This is a genomic window from Microlunatus sp. YIM B11417 (assembly GCF_059617205.1).
The window spans coordinates 702264-724390 of the sequence record NZ_JCAMPJ010000002.1; the positions used below are offsets into that span (position 1 = coordinate 702264).

Annotated in this window: 18 protein-coding genes; 5 read left to right on the forward strand and 13 right to left on the reverse strand. The window is 69.2% G+C overall.

Going from position 1 to position 22127, the window contains the following annotated elements:
* Nucleotides 1-32: 32 nt before the first annotated feature.
* The 3 genes from rarD to AC6CCG_RS13665 all read right to left on the reverse strand — a co-directional run bounded on the left by rarD (nt 33) and on the right by AC6CCG_RS13665 (nt 4112).
* Complete coding sequence (rarD, locus tag AC6CCG_RS13655; RefSeq protein WP_496655089.1) at nt 33-983, reverse strand: EamA family transporter RarD; 951 nt, start codon at nt 981-983, stop codon at nt 33-35.
* A gap of 61 nt (nt 984-1044) precedes the next feature.
* Entirely contained in the window at nt 1045-2142 is a 1098-nt protein-coding gene (locus tag AC6CCG_RS13660; protein ID WP_496655090.1) for a 2-oxoacid:ferredoxin oxidoreductase subunit beta, read from the reverse strand.
* The gene (locus tag AC6CCG_RS13665; protein WP_496655091.1) at nt 2139-4112 is read right to left on the reverse strand and encodes a 2-oxoacid:acceptor oxidoreductase subunit alpha; all 1974 of its coding nucleotides are present in this window, start codon (nt 4110-4112) and stop codon (nt 2139-2141) included. The genes AC6CCG_RS13660 and AC6CCG_RS13665 overlap by 4 nt, the downstream gene beginning before the upstream one ends.
* 119 nt (nt 4113-4231) lie before the next feature.
* On the opposite strand from AC6CCG_RS13665, the gene AC6CCG_RS13670 reads away from it, so the two are divergent.
* Both AC6CCG_RS13670 and AC6CCG_RS13675 read left to right on the forward strand, forming a co-directional pair.
* Nucleotides 4232-6223, forward strand: a complete 1992-nt coding sequence (locus AC6CCG_RS13670) for a DUF6923 family protein (protein WP_496655092.1) — start codon at nt 4232-4234, stop codon at nt 6221-6223.
* Between the two features lie 73 nt (nt 6224-6296).
* On the forward strand, nt 6297-6710 hold the full coding sequence (locus AC6CCG_RS13675; protein WP_496655093.1) for a LysM peptidoglycan-binding domain-containing protein: 414 nt from the start codon (nt 6297-6299) through the stop codon (nt 6708-6710).
* A gap of 121 nt (nt 6711-6831) precedes the next feature.
* Here AC6CCG_RS13675 and AC6CCG_RS13680 read toward each other — a convergent pair whose 3' ends face one another.
* The 5 genes from AC6CCG_RS13680 to AC6CCG_RS13700 all read right to left on the reverse strand — a co-directional run bounded on the left by AC6CCG_RS13680 (nt 6832) and on the right by AC6CCG_RS13700 (nt 12462).
* On the reverse strand, nt 6832-8385 hold the full coding sequence (locus AC6CCG_RS13680) for a beta-N-acetylhexosaminidase (protein ID WP_496655094.1): 1554 nt from the start codon (nt 8383-8385) through the stop codon (nt 6832-6834).
* A gap of 82 nt (nt 8386-8467) precedes the next feature.
* Entirely contained in the window at nt 8468-8878 is a 411-nt protein-coding gene (locus AC6CCG_RS13685; RefSeq protein ID WP_496655095.1) for a VOC family protein, read from the reverse strand.
* Between the two features lie 89 nt (nt 8879-8967).
* Nucleotides 8968-9306: a hypothetical protein gene (locus AC6CCG_RS13690; protein ID WP_496655096.1), complete on the reverse strand. Its 339-nt coding sequence runs from the start codon at nt 9304-9306 to the stop codon at nt 8968-8970.
* 138 nt (nt 9307-9444) lie between these two features.
* On the reverse strand, nt 9445-10458 hold the full coding sequence (locus AC6CCG_RS13695; protein ID WP_496655097.1) for a LacI family DNA-binding transcriptional regulator: 1014 nt from the start codon (nt 10456-10458) through the stop codon (nt 9445-9447).
* 39 nt (nt 10459-10497) lie between these two features.
* The gene (locus AC6CCG_RS13700) at nt 10498-12462 is read right to left on the reverse strand and encodes an aldo/keto reductase (protein WP_496655098.1); all 1965 of its coding nucleotides are present in this window, start codon (nt 12460-12462) and stop codon (nt 10498-10500) included.
* Between the two features lie 250 nt (nt 12463-12712).
* On the opposite strand from AC6CCG_RS13700, the gene AC6CCG_RS13705 reads away from it, so the two are divergent.
* From AC6CCG_RS13705 to AC6CCG_RS13715, 3 genes are read left to right on the forward strand one after another with little or no spacing between them, the layout of a single operon-like run.
* The gene (locus AC6CCG_RS13705) at nt 12713-13996 is read left to right on the forward strand and encodes an ABC transporter substrate-binding protein (protein ID WP_496655099.1); all 1284 of its coding nucleotides are present in this window, start codon (nt 12713-12715) and stop codon (nt 13994-13996) included.
* Nucleotides 13996-14973, forward strand: a complete 978-nt coding sequence (locus tag AC6CCG_RS13710; RefSeq protein WP_496655100.1) for a carbohydrate ABC transporter permease — start codon at nt 13996-13998, stop codon at nt 14971-14973. The genes AC6CCG_RS13705 and AC6CCG_RS13710 overlap by 1 nt, the downstream gene beginning before the upstream one ends.
* The gene (locus AC6CCG_RS13715; protein WP_496655101.1) at nt 14970-15863 is read left to right on the forward strand and encodes a carbohydrate ABC transporter permease; all 894 of its coding nucleotides are present in this window, start codon (nt 14970-14972) and stop codon (nt 15861-15863) included. Before AC6CCG_RS13710 ends, AC6CCG_RS13715 begins: the two co-directional genes overlap by 4 nt.
* On the opposite strand, the gene AC6CCG_RS13720 is transcribed toward AC6CCG_RS13715, so the two are convergent.
* The 5 genes from AC6CCG_RS13720 to AC6CCG_RS13740 all read right to left on the reverse strand — a co-directional run bounded on the left by AC6CCG_RS13720 (nt 15860) and on the right by AC6CCG_RS13740 (nt 22104).
* Complete coding sequence (locus tag AC6CCG_RS13720) at nt 15860-16654, reverse strand: hypothetical protein (protein ID WP_496655102.1); 795 nt, start codon at nt 16652-16654, stop codon at nt 15860-15862. The genes AC6CCG_RS13715 and AC6CCG_RS13720 overlap by 4 nt on opposite strands.
* An 80-nt stretch (nt 16655-16734) precedes the next feature.
* Nucleotides 16735-17448 (reverse strand): uracil-DNA glycosylase, encoded by a 714-nt coding sequence (locus tag AC6CCG_RS13725; protein WP_496655103.1) that lies wholly within the window; start codon nt 17446-17448, stop codon nt 16735-16737.
* Nucleotides 17445-18239 (reverse strand): hypothetical protein, encoded by a 795-nt coding sequence (locus AC6CCG_RS13730; protein WP_496655104.1) that lies wholly within the window; start codon nt 18237-18239, stop codon nt 17445-17447. The genes AC6CCG_RS13725 and AC6CCG_RS13730 overlap by 4 nt, the downstream gene beginning before the upstream one ends.
* Nucleotides 18236-18727, reverse strand: a complete 492-nt coding sequence (locus AC6CCG_RS13735) for a YajQ family cyclic di-GMP-binding protein (protein WP_496655105.1) — start codon at nt 18725-18727, stop codon at nt 18236-18238. The genes AC6CCG_RS13730 and AC6CCG_RS13735 overlap by 4 nt, the downstream gene beginning before the upstream one ends.
* Before the next feature lie 47 nt (nt 18728-18774).
* Entirely contained in the window at nt 18775-22104 is a 3330-nt protein-coding gene (locus AC6CCG_RS13740; RefSeq protein ID WP_496655106.1) for a GH36-type glycosyl hydrolase domain-containing protein, read from the reverse strand.
* Nucleotides 22105-22127 lie beyond the last annotated feature (23 nt).

Genomic DNA, 22127 nt, shown 5'->3' on the forward strand with positions numbered 1-22127 from the left:
GTCTCCCCTGCAGCGACCCACTGGGCCCAACCTTACCGACGAGGCGTGGCACCGAGGTCGGTCGGCGTGCCGGGCAGGAGCTCGCGGCGGCGTCGGCGGGCCCGCAGCAATCCGTACGAGGTGAGCAGCATCAGCGCCAGCCAGACCAGGCCGAACCCGATCCAGCGGCCGACCGACATCTGCTCCCCGAAGTACGTGACGCCGAGCAGGAACTGCAGGGTCGGGGCCACGTACTGGAGCAGGCCGAGCGTGCTCAGCGGGACCCGGGTGGCGGCGGCTGCGAACAGCAGCAGCGGCAGCGCGGTGATCGGGCCGCTGGCGACCAGCAACAGCGTGTGACCCCAGCCGAGGTGGCCGAACGTCAGCCCACCGGTGACCTGGAGGAAGATCAGATAGCCCAACGCGATCGGGACCAGGTAGGCCGACTCGATGGTCAGCGTCTCCACCGCTCCCGCGTTGAGCTTCTTCTTGAGCAGGCCGTACAGGGCGAAGCTGACCGCGAGCACCAGCGCGACCCAGGGCGGCCGGCCGTAGTCGAAGCCGAGCACGACCACCGCGACCGCCGCGAGGCCGACACAGACCCACTGGACCGGGGCCAGCCGCTCGGACAGCAGCACCACGCCGAACAAGATCGACAGGATCGGGTTGATGTAGTACCCGAGGGCGGTCTCCACCACGTGACCGTGCGTCGCGGCCCAGATGAAGACGCCCCAGTTGACCGAGATCACCGCGGCCGCGGCGGCCAGCAGGAGCAGCTTGCGGCGGTCCAGCATCGCCCGCAGGCTGCCCCGCGGGACCATGATCAACCACAGCACGACCGAGACCAGGAACGACCAGAACACCCGGTGGGCGAGCAGTTCCAGCGACCCGGCCCGGCCGACCAGCGGCCAGAACGCGGGGAACAGCCCCCAGAGCCCGTACGCACCGAGGCCGTAGAACGTGCCCCGGCGGAGCCGGGAGTCCCGGCCCTCCTCCGTGATCACGGGCAACGGGTCCTGAGCCTGTCGAAGGATCCTGGCCCTTCGACAGGCTCAGGGCGAGAGGTCACTCCACGATCCAGGTGTCGCCACCGGCGATCATGGTCTGCAGGTCCTCCTCGGACCCGCCCCGTTCGGCGGCCAGGCTCACCTGCTCGCGACTCAGGTCGTCGTAGGCCGGCGCCTCGACGTCGCGGAAGATCCCGATCGGGGCCCGGTGCAGCACGCCGGAGTCGGTCAGCCGGGACAGCCCGAACGCGAACGAGGCGTCCGCGCGGTGTTGATCATGGACGACGATCCGGTCCAGCCCGACCTCGGCCACCTCGGCCACCGCGAACTCGCCGGTCGCCGGGTCGCGGACCACGCCGAGCCGGTTGTCGGCCCCGAACAGGATCGGCTCGCCGTGCTGCAGCGGGATGATCGCGTCGGCCGAGGCCTCGCGGCCGTTCAGCTCGTCGAACGCGCCGTCGTTGAAGATCGGGCAGTTCTGGTAGATCTCCACCAGCGACGTCCCGCGGTGGGCGGCCGCCGCCTTGAGCACGCCGGTCAGGTGCTTGCGATCGGAGTCGATCGTCCGGGCCACGAAGGTCGCCTCGGCGCCGAGCGCGAGCGACACCGGGTTGAACGGGTTGTCCAGCGAACCCATCGGCGTCGACTTGGTGATCTTGCCGAGCTCGGAGGTCGGCGAGTACTGGCCCTTGGTCAGACCGTAGATCCGGTTGTTGAACAGCAGGATGGTCAGGTTGACGTTGCGGCGCAGTGCGTGGATCAGGTGGTTGCCGCCGATCGACAGCGCGTCACCGTCACCGGTGATCACGAACACGGCCAGGTCCGGCCGCGAGGTGGCCACTCCGGTCGCGATCGCGGGGGCCCGGCCGTGGATCGAGTGCATGCCGTAGCTGTCCACGTAGTACGGGAAGCGTGAGGAGCACCCGATGCCGGAGATGATCACCGTGTTCTCCTTGGCGATCCCCAGCTCAGGCATGAAGCCCTGGAACGCCGCCAGCACGGCATAGTCGCCGCAGCCGGGACACCAGCGCACCTCCTGATCGGAGGTGAAGTCCTTGCGTTTCAGCGGTTCCAGCGAGAGCGGGACTCCGACCAGACCCGGGTATTCGGGCTTGGGCGCTTCGGGTGGACGGGAACCGTTGGCGAGCGCGGTCACCGGCTCGCTCCTTCCAGCTTGTCGATTTCTTGTTCAAGATCAACAGCGAGCTCGCCGAGCGAGATCGGCAGCCCGCGGACCCGGGAGTACGACTGCACGTCGACCAGGTACTTCGCCCGCAGCAGCAGAGCGAGCTGGCCGAGGTTCATCTCCGGCACGATCACCTTGTCGTACGACTTCAGGATCTCGCCCAGGTTCGCCGGGAACGGATTGAGGTGGCGCAGATGGGTGTACGCGATCTTGCGGCCGGTCTTGCGGACCCGGCGCACCGCGGCCACGATCGGACCGTACGTCGAGCCCCAGCCCAAGATCAACACCCGGGCGCCTTCGGAGCCGTCCGACTCGTCGACGACCAGGTCCGGGATGTCCTGGACGATGCCGTCGATCTTCGCCTGCCGGGTCCGTACCATCTCGTCGTGGTTGGCCGGGTCGTAGGACACCGCCCCGGTCTCCTTGGCCTTCTCGATGCCGCCGATCCGGTGCTGCAGGCCGGCCGTGCCGGGGATCGCCCAGGGCCGGGCCAGCGTCTCCGGGTCCCGGCGGTACGGGTAGAAGACCTCCGCACCCTCCTTGTCGGTGCCGTTCTTGGCGGTGGCGAAGTCCGGCTCGATCGGCGGGATCGAGGCCAGGTCGGGCACCTGCCACGGCTCGGCGCCGTTGGCGATGTAGCCGTCCGAGAGCAAGATCACCGGCGTCCGGTACTTGATCGCGATCCGGGTCGCCTCGATCGCGGTGTCGAAGCAGTCCATCGGCGACTGGGCGGCGAGCACCGGGACCGGCGCTTCGCCGTTGCGGCCGAACATCACCTGCAGCAGGTCCGCCTGCTCGGTCTTGGTCGGCATGCCGGTGCTCGGCCCGGCCCGCTGGATGTCGCAGACGACCAGCGGCAGCTCGGTCATCACCGCGAGGCCGATCGCCTCCATCTTCAGCGCGATGCCCGGACCTGAGCTGGTGGTCACGCCCAGCTGGCCGGCGAAGCTGGCGCCGAGTGCCGCACCGACGCCCGCGATCTCGTCCTCGGCCTGGAACGTGGTCACGCCGAACCGCTTGTGCTTGGACAGTTCGTGCAGCACGTCGGAGGCCGGCGTGATCGGGTAGGCGCCGAGGAACAGCGGCAGGCCGCTCTTCTTGGACGCCGCGATCAGCCCGTACGCCAGTGCCACGTTGCCCGAGATCTGCCGGTAGCGCCCGGCGGGCATCGGGGCCGGTTCCACCTTGTACGTGTCGGCGAAGACCTCGGTGGTCTCGCCGAACGCGTACCCGGTCTTGAAGGCGGTGATGTTGGCGTCCCGGATGTCCGGCTTGGACGCGAACTTCTCGGTGAGGAACTTGATCGTGCCCTCGGTCGGCCGGTGGTAGAGCCAGGACAGCAGGCCGAGCGCGAACATGTTCTTCGCGCGCGACGCGTCCTTCCGGCTCAGCCCGAACTCCTTGACCGCCTCGACGGTCAGCTGGGTCAGGTCCAGCGCGTGCAGCTGGTAGCCCTCCAGGCTGCCGTCCTCGAGCGGGTTCGCCGCGTAGCCGACCCGGGCCAGGTTGCGTTTGGTGAAGTCCGCGGTGTCGGCGATGATCAGCCCGCCGCGCGGCAGGTCGCCGATGTTGGCCTTCAGCGCCGCCGGATTCATCACGACCAGCACGTCCGGACGGTCGCCCGGCGTCATGATGTCGTAGTTCGCGAAGTGCAACTGGAAGCTGGAGACGCCCGGCAGGGTTCCGGCTGGCGCGCGGATCTCGGCCGGGAAGTTCGGCAGCGTCGAGATGTCGTTGCCGAACACCGCAGCGTCGGCGGTGAACCGATCGCCGGTCAATTGCATGCCGTCGCCGGAGTCGCCGGCGAAACGAATCACCACTCGGTCGAGGGTGTGGACGGTTGTCACCCGGGATGCCTTCTTCCTTGGCGTTTCTCGTACCTTCGGCCGGTGTCCGGTGAGTCCTGGACGCGGTCGGCCGCGGTCGCAGTCACCCATCATAAGGCGACCCTGAATTGACCGAATCGCGATCCACTGAATGGACGTACATCTCGACCCTCCAGTTTACGGTCGGTACGCTTCTCGGGTTTCGTCTGACCGAAATCAAGCAAGGGGAGACGATGGCCGCCTCGGTCGAGGATCTCGGTTCGCCGCTGCGGACGGTGCTGGTGCACGAGGGGGCTTTCGGGCCCGGGCCGGGCGGCCGGCTGCTGGCGTACGCGGTGCTGCAGGGGGACAACTCCGGGCTCAACGTGCTGGATGCACTGACCGGCGAACGGCTGGCCGTGCACCCGCTGCCCGGCGCGACCGGCGGCTGGGGGATCACCGTCACCCACGCGGGCCAGGTGTTTCTCGGCACGTATTACAACGGACACCTCTATCGCTACCGGCCGGAGCGGGACGACCTGACCGATCTCGGGCAGCCGGTCGAGGGCGACGGCTACCTGTGGGGGCTCAGTCACGGCCCGGACGGTGCGGTCTACGGCGGTACGTATCCCACGGCGTCGGCCTTCGCGTTCGACCCGGCGAGCGAGACGTTCCGGACCCTGGGCCGGTTCGTGGCGGAGAACACACAGTACGCGCGGTCCACCGCGTTCGATCCGGCGACCGGGACCCTGTTCGTCGGGACCGGCATGGGCACCGCCCGGCTGTACGCGATCGACGTCGCGACCGGGCGGTCACGGGAGGTGGCGTTGCCCGAGGAACTGGCGGCGCGGCCCTTCGTCGATCTGCGCTGCGTCGACGGCAGGCTCTTCGCGGCCCTCGACTACACAGCGCTCGTCGTTCTCGATGCGGCGACCGGGGAGCGGTTGGCGTTGACGAACGCGGTCACCGGGGAGCGGGGTCTCACGGCGGGGCTGTCGAGCCACAGCGTGTCCGAGCCGGTGGGTGGCCGGGTGTATTTCAGCGCGCCGGAAGGCGACGGGCACCGGCTGATGGGGCTCGATCTGGCGACGCTGACGTACGGGCCGGTGCCGGTGCAGCCCGATGCGCCGGCCTTGCCCGGGGCGGCGATCGGACTCGGGCTGCTGCCGGACGGCTCCGGGGTGGTCGCCTGGGCCGGGCAGCACACCGGGCAGGGGATCCGGTACGACCTCGCCGGCGAGCGGCTGACCTTGATCGACCACGACGTGCAGGCCGTGCCGGCCCACATGCTGCACCTGGTGGCGGCGCCGGACCGCGAGTTGATCTTCCTCAGTGCCGGGCAGCAGGGCGATTTCGGCAGCTACGACCCGGCGACCGGAGTGGCGGTCAAGGGGCCGCGCTACGAGCAGGTGGAGGGCTGGCTCTGGCACGACGGGCTCCTCTATTCCGGTACGTATCCGTACGGGGTCGTGCAGGTCTGGGACCCGGCGACGCCTGAGCGTGCGCCGCGGGTGCTGGCCCGGCTGAAGGAAGATCATCACCAGAACCGGCCGATGACCCTGACCTGCGACGGCGAATCCTTGTTCGTGGGCACGACGCCCGGCTATGCCGAGTTCGGCGGCGCGATCACCGTGATCGACCTGCGCACGGAGGAGTTCCGGGTGCACCGGAACGTGATCATGGACCAGACGATCTCGGCCCTGCTGGCCGATCCTGGTTGTCCGGTGGTCCTCGGCGGCTCGAGCGTGGACGGCGGCACCGGCACCGATCCACGCGATGGCGAGGCGCACCTGTTCCGGTTCGACCCGGCCACTGCGACCGTGATCACCGACGTCATCCCCGTGCCTGGCGCCCGCAGCGTGAACGCCTTGATCAAACTCGCCTCCGGTGATCACTGGGGCCTCGCCGACGGCACCGCCTTCCGCTTCGACCCGGACACCCTGATGATCACCCGCACGGTCGAGCTGTACGAACCGGAGCTGAAGACCGGGGCCCTGAACGGCGAGCTGATCGAGCACCCCGACGGCCTGCTCTACGCCTCCAGCCGCCACCAGGTCTACGCCATCGACCCCGCCACCGAGTCGGCCCCGGAGCTGATCGCGAAGGGCGTCCACCGCCTCACCTGCACCCCGTCTGGCGACCTGTACGCCCTCGGCCAGGCCCCCGACTCCTCGGGTGCCTACACCCGCCTGCTCCGACTGCGCCGGTCCGTCACCGTCGTGCGGCAAGGGAACTCCGTGCGCTGAGCGTGACGACGGCGCCCCGAACCCTCATTGGCCTAGCATTCGGTGCAGGTCAGCGGGGTGAACGGAGCCAGGGATGCCGATGCATCGCGTCGCCGAGGGCGACGATCTGTGGACGCTGGCCGACCGGTTCTACGGCGACGGCTCGGCCTGGCCGCTGATCTATGAAGCGAACCGTGGGATCCTGCCCAACGAGACAGCTCCCTTGGTGCCGGGCCAGTTGTTGATCATCCCGATCAACGCCGAGGATGCCGCCGACTGGGCCGACCTGACCGACGACCGCTACGGCGCCGATCGTGGGTTCAAACCGAGGAGCCGGGTCGACTTCGGCAACAATCCGGACGAGGCGATTCAAAGACTGGGCTACTTCGAGCAGGATCACCCGCGCCGCGTCATGATGAGGGATCTGGCGATCAGGTTTGGCAGCGTCGCCGTGTTCGCCATCATTGCGGTAGTCGTGCTGCAGTTCTGTAACCGCACGCCGTTCTGACTACGGGCGGCCCGCCCTGGTTTCCGACCCTCGGCCGCGGGGTTGTGGGCTGATCGCCGGAGTGTCGTCCGGCGGAGCCCGGCTGGTGGTCGGATTCCAGGGTCTCTTTTGTAAGAGTCGGTCAGGACCGGTGGGCGTCCGGGCGGCGGAGGGGGCCGGTGCCGCCCTGCTGCCAGGGGCGGGGTCCGGACTCGGGGCGGTAGTTGACGCCGAGGGCGTCCAGGCGGTCCAGGTGGCCGGCCAGTCTTTCGGAGAACTCCTCCCAGGAACGTCCTGCCGGGTCGGACCAGGCCACCTCGGCGTGCGCGCAGGCGCGGGGGTAGAGCATGTATTCGACCCGCTGCAGGGTGGGCATGTATTCGGTCCAGACCTGGCACTGGGTGCCCAGAATTCGATCATGGAGCTCGGCCGGGATGCCGTCGGTCGGCTCCAGGCTGTGTACACGCTCGGTGGTGACCAGGCCGCCGATGGCGTACTGCTCGGTCTCGGCCTCGCTCGGGTAGTAGTCGAAGTAGGTGTGCGAGGTCGGGGCCATGATCACCTGGCCGCCGCCGCGGGCCGCGGCGACGCCGTAGCTCGCGTCCCGCCAGGCCATCGTGACCGCGCCCTCGAGAAGGCCCTCGTCGTTGATCTCGTCCCAGCCGACCAGCTGCCGGCCGCGCTCGGCGAGCCAGTCGCGCAGCTGCTCGGTGAACCAGCGCTGCAGGTGCTCGGCGTTCGGCAGGCCGCGCTCGGTCGCCAGCGCCTCCGCCGCCGGGTTGCCGATCCACTCGGTCCGCGGGCACTCGTCGCCGCCGACGTGGACGTACCGGCTGGGGAAGATCTCCAGCAGTTCGGTGTAGAGATCGAAGACGACGGTGAGCGCGTCGTCGGTCATGTTGAGCACCTCGGGGAAGACGCCGAAGGTGGTCGCCGGCTGGTAGCCGGACTCGGGGTGGTTGCCCAGTTCCGGGTACGCGGCGAGCAGGGCGAGGACGTGGCCGGGGAACTCGATCTCGGGCACGATCGTGATGCCGCGCTGCTCGGCATAGCGGACCAGGCTGCGTAGTTGATCTTGGGTGTAGTAGCCGCCGTGCGGCGTGCCGTCGCCATGATCATCGAGATGTCGCCGGGTCTCGGTCCGCCAGCTGGCGCGCTCCTGCAGTTTCGGGTACTTCTTCGACTCGAACCGCCAGCCCTGGTCCTCGGTCAGGTGCAGGTGGAAGGTGTTGTACTTGTGCAGCGCGAGCAGGTCGACGAAGCGGTACAGCTCCGGCAGCGGCCGGAAGTGGCGCCCGACGTCGAGCATCACGCCGCGCCAGCCGAACCGCGGCCGGTCCTCGATCGTCACGCAGTCGATCACCAGCTCGGTCGCGCTCGGTGCCGGCCGGAGCACTGAGGCCGGCAGCAGCTGCCGCAGCGTCTGGATCGCCCAGTTCACCGCCCGGTCGTCCGCCGCGCTGATCGTGATCTTGTCCGCCCGGACCTCCAGCCGGTACGACTCCGGCGGCAGGTCGGCCTCGACGATCGCCAGCTTCCCGTCGTCGGACGGCAGCAGGTCCAGCCCGGTGCCCGGGCCGAGCAGCCGGCGTGCGATCGCGGCCCAGGCCGGCGGGGCGGCGATCCGCAGGTCGTGATCAAGAACGAAGGTGCCGGATTCGGCGGTCACCGAGGTGGGGCGGGGCAGCAGGTTCACCGTATGACAGTACGCGTCCTGAGCCTGTCGAAGGACCCCGGGTTCCGGTGGCCGCCCTTCGACAGGCTCAGGGGACTCCGGGTCAGGAGACGGCGTGGGTGGCGAGATAGGCCTCCCGTTCGGCATCGCTGAGCAGGATGCAGAACTCGTTGCCCTCCGGGTCGGCCAGCACCATCCAGCCGCTGCCGTCCGGCCGGCGCAGATCGGCCACCTCGGTCGCGCCGAGCCCGAGCACCCGCTCGATCTCCTCGGCCTGGCTGCGGTCGGTCGGCCGAAGATCGAAATGGATCCGGTTCTTCACCGACTTCGCCTCCGGCACCTCGATGAACAGCACCTGCACCGAGCGGTCGGCCGACATGATCATGCACTCGTCGTGATCGGGAGCGTTCGGATCGTCCGGGTCCTCGGTGAACCCGAGCACGTCGGCCCACCACAGTGACTGGGCGTAGGCGTCGCGGGAGTCGATGGAGGTGTGCGAGATGCGGCTGGTCATGGGCCGGAGTGTGCCACACCCCGGTCGGCCCGACGAACGACGAAGGGCGCCACCCGGAACCGGGTGACGCCCTGCGATCTCGATCTTGGTCAGCCGTTGTCCGAGCGGAACTCGTCGGCCTTGTCCTGGACCGCGTCGGCGGCGTCACCGACACCGTCGGCAGCGTTGTGCGCCGCGTCGTCGACGGCGTTGGCCGCCTCCTGCACGGCCGGCGAATCGGCCGCGTCGGCCACGCCCTGCACGCCCTCGCCGACGGAATCCGCGGCCGACTGGGCGCCGTCGCCGACGGCATCCGCCGGGGCGTCGTCACCGTCGAAGCGGTCCTTCACGTCGTCGACCAGATCCTCGGCCTTGTCCTTCGCGGCCTCGAAGCCCTCCTGGACCTTCTCGCCAAGCTCGCTGGCCTTTTCCTTCAGTTCGTCGAACAAACCCATGGTCATCCTCCTTCTCGTGTCCCGCGTCGCACGGTCAGCCTCAACCGAAAAGTACCGCAAAACGGACGCGCGCGTCAGACCCTGCGGCACCCGGGCCGGCGCCGCCGCCGGTGATCATGCTGAGGAACAAGATCAACTGGATTCGCGGACAACCAGCCGGTACGAGATCCGGCGGCGCGCCTCCGGCCCGGTCCGGGGCAGTTCGCCGGTCGCCATGCCGAGGGCGAGCCCGACGGCGGCGGCCGCGACGCCCTGGACGTCGAGGGCGAGCGTGGTCAGTTCCGGGGAGAGATAGGTGCCGAGGCTCAGTCCGTCGAAGCCGGCGACCTTGATCTGCCCGGGCACGTCGATGCCGGCCCGGCGCAGGGTCTTGAGGGTGCCGCAGGCGGCGATGTCGTTGAAGGCCATGATCGCGTCGGCCTCCGGATGATCTTGGAGGATCGCCGCGCAGCCGGCCGCGCCGGCGGCCATCGAGTTGTCGATCACCTGGGTGACCGGCGGGTCGAAGCCGTGCTCGCGCATCAGGTCGACGAAGTGCTGGCCGCGCCCCGACAACGGACCCGGCGGCGAGATGTCCAGCAGCACCGGGTGCCGGACCCCGCGCTCGAGCAGGTGATCGACGAGCTCGGCCATCGCCGGGGCGAAATCCAACTCGACTCCGCCGATCGTTCGCCCGGGCTGGCTGTCGAGCTGGATCACGGGCAGGTCGCCGAGTTGATCAAGCCCCTCCGACTCGCTCAGATAGCCGAGCACGGCGTCGACCTGACCGGCGATCTCGATCAACAACTCGCGCCGGTCGGTGGCGTGGATCTTCTCGGCCAGGATGACGTTCCAGCCGTGCTTGGCCGCCTCGCCGACCACCGCCGACGCCAGTTCCGGATAGTACGGGTTGGTCAGGTCGTCGACGACGAGGCCGAGCGTGCGCGGCTCCGGCTTCACCAGCCCGCGGCCGAACCGGGAGGGGCGATAGCGGAGCCGCTTGGCCGCCGCCAGGACCCGTTCCTTCGTCGCCGGGTTGATCCCGGGCATCTCGTTCATCGCCCGGGTCACGGTCTGCCGGGACACGCCGGCGGCCGAGGCGACGTCGTTGATCGTCGCCCGCGGCGCCGGCGCGGCCGGGACCTTGGCAGCTCGTCGGGCCTTCATGGGCCGACAGTAGCGAGGGGCGGGTGTCCGCGCACCGGATTAGTCCGAGGCCAGGTCCAGGTAGGCGACCTGCTCCGGCGTCAGCCGTACCTTCAAGGCGTCGATCGAGGAACGGGTCTCGGCGATCGACCGCGGACCGAACAGCGGGAAGGTCGGGAACGGCTGGTGCAGCACGAACGCCAGCGCGATCGCCGTCGCCGCCACGCCGAACTCGGCGCCGATCTTCTCCGCCCGGCGCAGCCGTTCGAAGTTCTCGTCGCTGTAGTAGCAACGGACCAGTTCGGCATCGGAACGGTCGTCCGGGCGGGCCCGGCCGGTGAAGAAGCCGCGCGCCTGGGACGACCAGGGGAACAGCGGCATCTGCCGCTCGGTCAGCCAGCGCTTCGACTCCGGGTCGGTGGCGTGCCGGCAGCCGGCCCACGGCACGTCGTACGCCTCCGCCAGCCCGAAGTGGTTGCTCAGCACCTCGAAGCCCTGCTTGCCGGCCTGCCGTGCGTACGCGTTCGCCTCGTCGATCCGTTCCGGGCGCCAGTTGGACCCGCCGAACACCTTGATCCGGCCGGCCTTGACGTGCTCGTCCAGGACGTCGACGAACTCGTCGACTCCGATGTCCTCGTTGTCCCGGTGCATCAGGTAGAGATCGGTGTAGTCGGTGCCCTGCCGCTCCAGCGACTCGAGCAGCTGACGGGTGATCGACTCCGGATCGCAGTGCGGCGTGTGGGCACCCTTGGTGATCACCACGACGTCCTCGCGGACCCCGCGGTTGCGGATCCACTGGCCGAGCAGCGTCTCGTGCGCTCCGCCGCCGTAGATGTAGGCCGTGTCGAACGCGTTGCCGCCGAGCTCGTAGAAGTTGTCGAACAGCGCGGACGCGTGGGACAGGTTCGGCTGGTTGTCGCAGCCCATCACGAGCCGGGAGATCCGCTTGCCGATGCCGGCGATCTCTCCGTACCGCATGGTGCTGTCATCCACCCGGAGCGGTAGGCCGGACACCGTCGGGATGTTCGCGTCGTCGGCCTCGAACGGGTAGCGCAGGCCGATCGCCTGCCGCCAGGCGTCCAGCGCCTTGGCGTTGCCGAGCGTGTCGGCCAGGCTCATCTCCGCGGCCTCGCCGGTCCCGACCGCGGCGGCCAGGCCGTCGGCCTCGAGGGCGTACGGCTTCGCCTCGAAGATCAACTCCTGCGGCTCCTGGCCGGCCAGGGTGATCGTGATCTTGGGCTGCTCGGACAGCGTCCACGGGTCGGTGATCGTGATCAGGCCCTTGGAGCCGTACACGGTGACGGAGGATTCGCTGACCCGGACGCCGGTCCTGGCCGAGGCCGTGACGCCGCCCGGGAAGGTCAGCTGGGCGACGCTCCAGACGTCGACGCCGAGGTCGAGGGTGCCCTTCGCGGTGAGCTTGTCCGGGTCGAGGAACGGCTTGCCGACCGCGGCGCCGGCGATCGCCCGCGCGTAGGAGACCGGGTAGCCGCCGACGTCGAGGATGCCGCCGCCGGCGAGGTTCGGGTCGAACAGCCGGCCCTCGGAACGCCCGGTGGCGAAGGAGAAGGCGGCGTCGATGTGGACCAGGTCCCCGATGGTGCCGTCGCCGACCAGCTCCAGCACCTTCCGGGTCTGCGGGTGGAAGCGGTACATGTACGCCTCGACCAGGACCCGGTCGGCGGCGCGGGCCGCGTCCACCATGGCCATCGCCTGGCCGTGGTTCGGCGCGATCGGCTTCTCGCAGAGCACGTGCTTTCCGGCCCGCAGGGCGGCGATGGTGAGCTCGGCGTGGCTGGTGTGCACGGTCGAGACGTAGACGGCGTCGACCTCGGGATCGTCCAGCACCGAGGCGTAGTCGCCGGCTGCGGGGGCACCGAATTCGTCGGCGAAGGTCCGGGCCCGCTCGGGATCCGAGCTGCCCACGGCGACGAGTGTTCCGTACTGGCTGGTGGGAAGTTGGGTGGCGAACCGGCGGGCGATGTTTCCTGGTCCGAGGACGGCCCAGCGGATGGGATTGACCATGAGTGTGCGGCTCCGAACAGTGAGGTCTGGATGATCGACCAAGGGCGGCCGTGAACGTTCACAGCGTCTTCACGCTAACTCGGCGGATCGGGTCGGGTCAACCATTTTCGCACCCTCTCCCGTGGCGTGTTCCGGCCTGGTCGGAATCGGTCGAGGGTTGACAGAAGTCGAGCGGTCGTATGACGATCGTGATCGTTCACGATCATGCTCAGGCATGCCCCTGAAACTCTCAATGGTGAGGAGTGTGGCAATGGCTCGATGGTCCCGCCGAGGTTTTCTCGGGCTGGGTGGCGCGGCCGTCGCGGCCGGGTTGTTACCCGGATGCGGTGGGCAGACGTCGATCTCCGCGGATCCGCGGGAACTGGTGCTCTGGTACTGGAAACGCTCGATCAGTCCGAATCTGCTGACCCAGGCGGCGCAGCAGATCCCGGGCACCGACAAGAGGCTGCGGGCCGACGCGATCGGCGGCACCTTCGACACGAAGCTGCGCACCAGCATCGCCGGTGGCAGCTACATTCCGGACATCTCCGGGATCAACTCCAACTGTTCCCTCTACTTCCCGGCCGAGGAGAAGTTCCTTGATCTGAAGGAGTACGGCGCCGCGGAGGCCGAGGCCGACTTCTATCCGTGGAAGTGGAAGCTCGGCACGACGCCGACGGGACGGTTCTGCTTCTGGCCGATGGACACCGGGCCGACCGGGTTCTACTACCGCAGCGACCTGTTCGCCGAGGCGAAGTTGCCCAGCGAGCCGGAGGAGGTCAGCGCGGCGACGCGGACCTGGGAGGAGTGGATCGAACTCGGCGTGAAGCTCAGGACGAACTCCGACCGGGCGATGGTGAACGCCGGCCGGTCGATCTACAACCAGTTCATCAACGCCAGCGCCGAACGCTACTTCGATGATCAGAATCGGCCGCTCTATTCCAACGACGGCAGCGTGGTCCGGCAGGCCTGGGACCTGGCCGTCAAGGCGATCAAGTCCGGCGTCACGGCGGGCATCCCGTCCAACACCAGCGGTGGCCAGAACGCCGCCTGGGTGAGCGGCAAGACCGTCGGCAACGTCGAAGCGGTCTGGTGGGGCGAGATCTTGAAGGACACCGCGCCGGACACCGCCGGCAAGTGGCGCATCGCCAGCCAGCCGGTGAAGCCGGGCAACAGCGGCGGGTCGTTCCTGGCCGTTCCGGCGACCTGCAAGGATCCCGAGGCGGCAGTGGCGTTCATCCGCTGGCTGACCTCGCCGGAGAACCAGGCGGCCACGTTCAACGAGATCCAGCTGTTCCCGTCGACGCCGGCGTCGTTCACCTCGGGGTCGATGAAGGACGAGTCGGGCTTCTTCGGTGATCAGGACGGCCTGGCGTTCTTCGCCGAGGCCGCCAAGTCCGTACCGACGACGTTCGTGAGCACGTACGAGTCCAAGGTCTCCTTCTTCGGCAAGGAGATCGACAACATCGAGACGAGCGGCAAGGACTCCGAGCAGGCCTGGGAGGACGCGGTCAACCAGACCGACAAGGTGCTGAAGAAGCGGGGGGTGCTGTGATGACGACGACCACGGAGGCCGTCGCGACCCGGGCCGAGTCGGCGCCGGCACCGCGACAGCGGCCGAACCCGTTCCGGAAGTTCCTGCCGCAATACCTGGCGATCGCGCCGTTCTACATCCTGTTCCTGATCTTCGGCCTGTTCCCGATCGTCTTCTCGATCTATCTCTCCTTTACCGACTGGGACGGGATGGGCGACATCAAGTTCGTCGGGGTGTCGCAGTATCAGTACCTGCTCACCGACGAGCGGTTCTGGAACGCGGTCGGCAACACGTTCATCATCTGGTTCATCTCGACGATCCCGATGCTCTTCCTGGCTCTGGTGATCGCCTTCCTTTTGCACTCCAACATCAGGTTCAAGGGCTTCTACCGGGTGGCCTACTTCATCCCGAACGTCACCTCGATGGTGGCGATGGCGATCGTGTTCGGCTCGGTCTTCTCCGACTCGTTCGGCCTGGTCAACTCGGCGCTGACCGCGATCGGCCTGGCGGAGGTGCCCTGGCTGTCATCCGACTGGGGCATCAAGATCACGATCGCGGTGATGGTGATCTGGCGGTTCACCGGCTACAACGCGATCATCTATCTGGCCGGGCTGCAGGCGATCCCGACCGAGCTGTACGACGCGGCCAAGGTGGACGGTGCCAGTACCTGGCGGATCTTCTCGTCGATCACCGTGCCGATGCTGCGCCCGGTGATCTTGTTCACCGTGATCACCTCGACCGTCGGCGGGCTGAGCCTGTTCACCGAGCCGCAGGTGTTGCTGGGCAACGAGGGCGGCCCGAACGAGGCGGGCATGACGATCGTGCTCTACCAGTACGGGCAGGCGTTCGAGCAGTTCGACTTCGGGTACGGGTCCGCGATCGCGTGGGCGTTGTTCATCATCGCGGCCGTCTTCGCGATCATCAACTGGCGACTGGTCCGGGAGCGGGACAGCATGAAGATCAAACCCGGCCGGACGGAGAAGGAGGTGGCGAAGTGACCTCGACCCTGCAGACCCCGCAGCTGGGTGATCCGACCCAGGCCCGGCAGGACCGGCTGGCTGCGCGACGCAGCCGGATCGGCCGGGTCGTCACCCACCTCTGCGTGATCATCGGTGTGATCCTCTCGCTGTACCCGTTCTACTGGCTGGTCGTGATGTCGACCAACACCACGGCCGAGATCTTCGACTATCCGCCGAAGCTGACCTTCGGCCCGCACCTGATGGAGAACATCGGGAAGGTGCTGGCCAGCATCGACCTGCTCGGTGCCCTGGTGAACACGTTGTTCGTCTCCCTGGCCTGCGCCGTGCTGGTGATGTTCTTCGACTCGCTGGCCGCGTTCGCGTTCGCCAAGTACAACTTCCCGGGCAAGAACGCCCTCTTCGTGATCTTGATCGCGACGTTCCTCATCCCGGGCAGCCTGTCCCTGGTGCCGAGCTTCGTGCTGATGTCGGAACTCGGCTGGGTCGGCCGGTTCGAGGCGTTGATCATCCCCGGCGCGGCCAACGCGTTCGGCATCTTCCTGCTCCGGCAGTTCGCGACCGGGTCCATCCCGGACGAGCTGGTCGAGTCGTCCCGGATCGACGGTGCCGGCTTCTGGCGTACCTATTGGTATGTCGGCGTGCCGATGCTTCGCGGCGGGCTGGCGTTCCTCGGCATCTTCACGTTCATCGGCGCCTGGAACGACTACGTCTGGCCGCTGATCATCCTGGTGAATCCGAAGCAGCAGACCCTGCAGACGGCGTTGCAGACATTGAACTCGATCTACATCACCGACTACAGCATGGTGATGGCGGGCGCCTTGATCAGCGTGCTGCCGTTGATCGGGATCTTCATCATCGGCTCCCGCCACTTCATCGCCAACATCGCCGCCGGCGCCCTCAAGGGCTAGAAGAAGGACCCCGGGGACGGCAGCTCGATGCCCCGGCGGCGGGACAGGTAGTAGGTCCGCCGCCGGGGATCGGCGACCAGGCGCAGATCGCGCTTGATCACCTGGTTCGCGCCCCAGCAGTGGTACGCCTGCGGATCGCCGGTGATCGGCGTGAGGGGCGAGCCGAGCAGCCGGAACGGGTACTCGTCGGCGGCCCCGTCGTCGCCGGCCATGGCGCAGAAGAAGATCACCCGCGCGTCCCGGTCGAACCCGTGCGCGGCCCGGAAGCCGTCGTCGTCGGCATCGCCGGTGATCTTCGCGTCCGCGACGGCCCGCCACTCCTCGAGCGGCCGGGACACCTCCACCGGGACGAACGTCCGCTGCCCGGGCGTGAGCACGGTCGCGTCGCTCTCGATCGCGCCGTTCTCGGCGGCGGGAAAGGTACGGCGGCGCAGGATGACCGTGGCCGTACCGTCGTTGATCACCGAGAAACCGACCGCGATGTGCAGCGGCTTGTCGTCGGTGCGCGGGAACCGGACCGGCAGGTCGAGGTCGTTGACGACGCGCATCTCGTCGTGCGGCACGATCGTGATCGTCGGCGCCTGGGCGTCGATCCGGGTCTTGATCGCCTCGGCCACGAGCTGCCGGCTGGTCGCCTGCTCCTCGCGGGCCAGGGTGAGCGCCTCGCCGGCCGTCGCGGCCGCGGTCTCGGCGGTCTTGGTGCTGCGTCGGATCTCGTACGCGAGCCAGGCCACGACGCCCGCCGCGATCAGGACTGCCACCAGGGTCAGCCAGTCAGGAATTGTCGACACCCGTGGGAGGCTACCGGCACTCGGCGCCGGGCGGGGACGCTGCTTGCGGAAGATCTCGCCGTGATGACCCGGCCCGGATCTCAGTCGAGGCCGGCGGCGGACCCGGCGGCGCCGAGGACCTCCTCGAGCATGGCCGGGGTGAGCTTGCCGGTGAACGTGTTCTGCTGCGAGACGTGGTAGCAGCCGAAGACGGCCAGCGGGGCATCGCCGTCCCGGGCCGCCAGATCGACCCGGACCCCGTGACCGAACCGGGGCCGGGGCGTCGGCACCAGCCAGGCGGCCTCGTGCAGCACCGGAAGCAGCGCCTGCCAGCCGAACGCGCCCAGCACCATCACGGCCCGGAGGGTCGGCCGGAGCAGTTCGAGTTCGCGGACCAGCCAGGACCGGCAGTGGTCCCGCTCGGCCGGGGTCGGCTTGTTGGCCGGCGGTGCGCAGTGCACGGGCGCCGTGATCCGGGTCCCGTAGAGCGTCAGCCCGTCATCGGCGTGGACGGCCGTCGGCTGCGAGGCGAGGCCGACCGCGTGCATCGCCGCGTACAGCACGTCGCCGGAACGATCACCGGTGAACATCCGGCCGGTCCGGTTCGCGCCGTGCGCCGCCGGCGCCAGACCGACGATGAGCAGCGCGGCATCGGCCGGCCCGAACCCGGGCACGGCGCGTCCCCAGTAGGTCTGGTCCCGGAACGCGGCCCGCTTCTCCCGGGCCACCTGCTCGCGCCATTCGACCAGCCGCGGGCAACGCCGGCAGTCGGCGACGGCCCGGTCGAGCGCGGCGAGGTCGGGGAGCGGGTTCATCGGGTGCCTCCGGCGTCGCCGGCCGACGCGAACCCCAGCGGAGAGGCGGCCAGCTTTGTGGCTTCGGTCTCGGTGATCACGCCGCGCTCCCGGAGTCTCGCGATCGCGCGCCGGCGCTCGTCGACCAGCCGCTCCCGGACGCGCGGAGCGAGGGCCGCGATGAGTTCGGCCGCCCGTTCCGGCTCCGCGGTGCCGGCGGTCCGGAAGTGTCTCGGCACGGTCACCCGGCGGCCGCCGGAGAAGATCAACACGGCGGCCAGCAGGGGAGCGGCGGTCGCCACGGTGAGCCAGACCGGGAGCGAGGCGGGAGCGAACCCGGAAAGGTCACGCTCCTGGCCGAGCTGCCACAGCGCGATCCCGCCGCAGCAGACGGCGGCGATCAGATAGCCGAGTTCGAGGCCGGCCCAGTGCCGTCGACTGCGCCACCACCGGTACCCGATCGCGATCACCGCGAACAGGACGACGACGAAGCAGCCGGCCGTGATCGGGATGCCGAGGTCGTCGTCGAGCGGGCCGGCCTCGCCGACCGGGCGGGTCACTCCGCCGACGGTGCTCAGGATGGTGCCGCCGAACGTGCTGACGCCGCCGACGAGGGCGAACAGGCAGACCAGGCTGATGATCACCTCGGGCGTGCTGTGACTCCGTGCGGCTCGGCGCTCCTGCCCGAGCGCACGGAGGACGTCGTCGTGCTCCTTGAGGACGTACAGGTCCAGGTCGCCCGGCCGGAAGCCGTACCGCGGAACCGTCGTGGACCAGGTCCGGACGTTGATCGTCTGGCGTGCCGGCGTCACCGGTAGTTCGTGAACTGGATCGCGAAATCCAGGTCCTTCTCCTTGAGCAGCCGTTGCACTTCCTGCAGGTCGTCCCGCTTCTTGCCGCTGACCCGGAGTTCGTCGCCCTGGATCTGCGCCTTGACGCCCTTCGGACCCTCGTCGCGGATGATCTTGGAGACCTTCTTCGCGTTCTCCTGGCTGATCCCCTCGGTGATCGTCGCGCTGATCTTGTAGAGCTTGCCGGAGGACCGCGGCTCGTCGGCATCGAGCGCCTTGAGGCTCACGCCGCGCCGGACCAGCTTCGACTGGAACACGTCCAGGACGGCCTTGACCCGCTCCTCGGAGACGGCCTCCATGTCGATCTGCTCACCCGACCATTCGATCTTCGCGTCGGTGTTCTTGAAGTCGAACCGCTGCCGGATCTCCTTCGCCGCCTGGTTCAGGGCGTTGTCGACCTCCTGTCGGTCGACCTTGCTGACGATGTCGAACGAGCTGTCCGCGGCCATGACTACCTCCAACGATCGAGTCCTTGCGCAGCCTGAGCTTAGTACTGCTACGGGAGGATGACCTCGATCGTCGAGCCGTTCGGCAGGTCGGCCCGGCGGACCGCCAGCCCACCCGTCCGGTACGGATTCGTCAGCCGAGCCGCCGGCAGCGGGGTGCCGTCGAGGCGGATCTCAGAGGGTCCGTAGCCGATCTTGTCGACCCGGATGGTCACGGTCAGCCGGTGATCATCGGCGAGCCGCAGCGTGGTGGTCAGCCCGTCCAGCTCGGCGGGCAGCACCGGATCGATCTCCACGGTCCCGGCCCGGCGGCGCAGTCCGAGCAGCGATTCGCGGACCAGCCGGACGAAGATCCCGGCCCCGCTGGAGTACGTACGCCAGCCGCCCTCGACCTCGATCCGTCCGGCCATCACGTCGGCGTATCGGTCGGCGAACTCGACCCGGTCGGCCACGGCGGCGTCCGAGCTCGACGCGTAGGTGTTGGCCTGCCGCGGCCGGGCGTTCGGGATCCAGTCGGCCGGAGCGATGTTGATCACCTGCTGGAGCGCGGCCCAGACCGCCTCCGGGTCGCCCCAGCGGGCCATCGCCTCGGCGTAACGCAGATGGGCGTGGGTGTACATGATCCCGATCTCGCGGCCGACGAAGGTGGCGGTCTCGGCGCGCTGGAAGTGGGTCATGATCCCGCCCTGGTAGCGGACCGGGGCATCGAACAGCCGGGCGCCGTCCGGAGCCAGCAGGCGCTCCTTGATCAACCGGGCATGGTGGGCGGCCTGCACCGGGTCGAGCAGGTCGTCGATCAGGGCATGGATGATCGGCAACAGGCTGTACGTCAGCCCCGACTCGTGGTCCCGCGGATGGACCAGCAGCTGGGTCCGCCGGCCGTCCACGAAGCGGGCGTAGCCGGTCAGCGTGTCATCGATGATCAACTCGCGCCGGAACGCCGCGGCGATCTCGTCGGCCTGCTGCCGGAGCGCGGTTGCCTCGGCACGCCCCACGGCGGTCAGCGCGTTCGCGAGGGTGATCAGGGTCTGGTGGTGCAGCGTGACGGTCCAGGAGCTGACCAGTTCCTCGGCCATTGCCGGGTCGGCCGGCTGCAGCGAGTCGTTCCAGTCGCCGTGCCCGTACGCGGTGAGCACGGTCCCGGGCAGCACCCGGTCGGCGGCGGTCGCCAGGGCGGCCAGCGCATGCTCCAGCACGGTCGCCGGCCGTTGATCATCGAACCAGGCGACCTCGGCGTCCAGCAGCGAGGCGTCGCCCGTGGTCTCCAGATAGCGGCCCAGGGCCAGTACCGGCCAGAAGATCACGTCGCCGTGCGGCGGCGAGTGCCGGAAGTCGCGGTCCTCGTCGAAGAAGCCGAACGCCTGTGGCCAGTCGCCGGCCCGGTTCTGGGCGGCCATCAACATGATCAACAGCTGTCGCAGTTCGTCGTCGGCGCCGAGCGCCAGCAGCAGCTCGGCCGGTCCCTGGGTGACGTCGCGGGTGCCCCAGGCTCCGCCGGTCGACTGCTCCAGCCCGCGCGGCGACAGGTAGTGCACCAACGCGTCCTTGATCATCCAGGGCAGCGCTCGGTCCAGCCGTTCGACGCCCGGAGCGTCGCTGCCGCTGATCGCCGTGCGCCCGGTGAGCTCGGCCCAGAAGCTCTTCGTGTCCTGAGCCTGTCGGAGGACCTGACCCGGCGTGGCTTGCCCTTCGACAGGCTCAGGGAACGTTGTGGAGTCGTGCAGCGACGCGGTGATGGTCAGGGTCCAACGGGCGACCGGTTCCGGCGTGATCACCGTGAGGTGCTGATCCTCGCGGGACCGGCCGTCCTCGTGCAGCGCGCCGTCGCCGGTCAGGTCGGCGTCGGCCAGCGTGTCGCCGAGAGTCAGCGTGAAGGTGCCGTCCGGGTAACGCTCGGCGAGTGGGCTCTGGGCCGGCGCCCGGACCGTGATCGTGGCTCCGTCACGCACGACCGCCGCCGGGTCGCCGGTCCGGCCGTCGTCGCCGTCGGTGGCCAGCCGTCCGGTGATCAGGAAGCGGCGGGCCGGGCCGGTCAGCGCGGCCGTCAGCGTCACCGCATGATCATCGGCGGGTGCCTCGGTGGTCAGGTCCAGCCTGGTCTCGCCGTCGTCGGCCGGGATCAGGTACGTCCAGCGGCAGCGGTCGGGGCTCAGTTCGTATGCGGACGGCAGGGCGAGCAGCCGCCAGGTCCCGCCGAGTTCGACGAAGACCCGGAGTCCGTGATCACGAAGCTGGCCGAGGTAGCCGCGGTTGGTGGACAGCAGCCGGTTGCTGCTGGCGTGCGCCTGGGTCAGGTACGACAGGGGAGAGCCGGCCATCCAGGTGGTGACGGTCAGCCCGGCCGGTTCCGGCAGCAGCCGGTCGCCCGTGCGCAGCAGCTGGCCGTGCGGCCGGAGCACGACGCGCTCCTTGGCCGCCAGTACGACGTGCCGATGGGGCGACGTGAAGAACGACAGCGGCCGCCCTTGATCATCGCGCTCGACCTGGCTCAGCTGCTTGCCGTAGCGGGCCACCAATTCCGCTTCGGTGAACTCGCGGGCCACCACCGGCCGCAAGGGTGCGAATAGCGTTGCCGAGGCCGTCGTCGCTGTGCCGACCTCCGTGCCCTGAGTCTGTCGAAGGGCCCCGATCAGCGGTTCGACCTGCAAGAGGTCCGACTCGGAGGATGCTTCGGGATGATCATCCTGGAAGGCCCCGACGAACCCCACCGTGTGGGACGCCCCGGGCTGGATCGACTGCGGCTCGGCCCCCAGGACGGCCAGCGCGTGCTCGTGCTGCAGCCGGCTACTGGGCAGCTCCGGCTCCTCCAGCCCGCGCACCCGGCCGTCGATCCGGCCCTCGAGCCCGTACAACTGAAGGGCGTCGGTGGCGTAGCCGGTGGCGCGACCGGCGCAGGCCAGCAGCAGCCACGGGATCCGGCCGCCCCTCGGCTGGTTCTGCCGGACGGCCAGCACCCAGCCGTGCTCCGGATGCCGGAGCGGCTGCAGATCGACGTACTGGCTGACGTAGAGCTCGGAGGCCCGGACCTCGCCGTGGCCGGCCAGGCCGGCGTCCTGGGCCATGATCACGTCGGCGGTGATCGGCTCGACCGACGGATTGGTCAGACCGACCGTCCAGGACCAGGCTGGGCCGTCCGCGGAGAGCTGGAACGCGACCCGGTAGTCGAGCCCGCCGGCGCTGCCGGTGATGATCATCGAATCGGCGCCGCGGCGGACGGTCGCGCCGGTCCCCGGCCCGAGCAGCGGGTACGGGACGGCCCGGTCGCCGGTGCGGATCCGCAGCCAGAGGTTCAGCTGGCCGGGTTCGACCTCGCTGGCCGGGTAGAGGTTGAGCCGGAGATCGCCCGCGCTGAGCCAGCCCAGGCCGCCGTGTCCGTACACCTCTGCCGTGAGGCCTCCTCCGG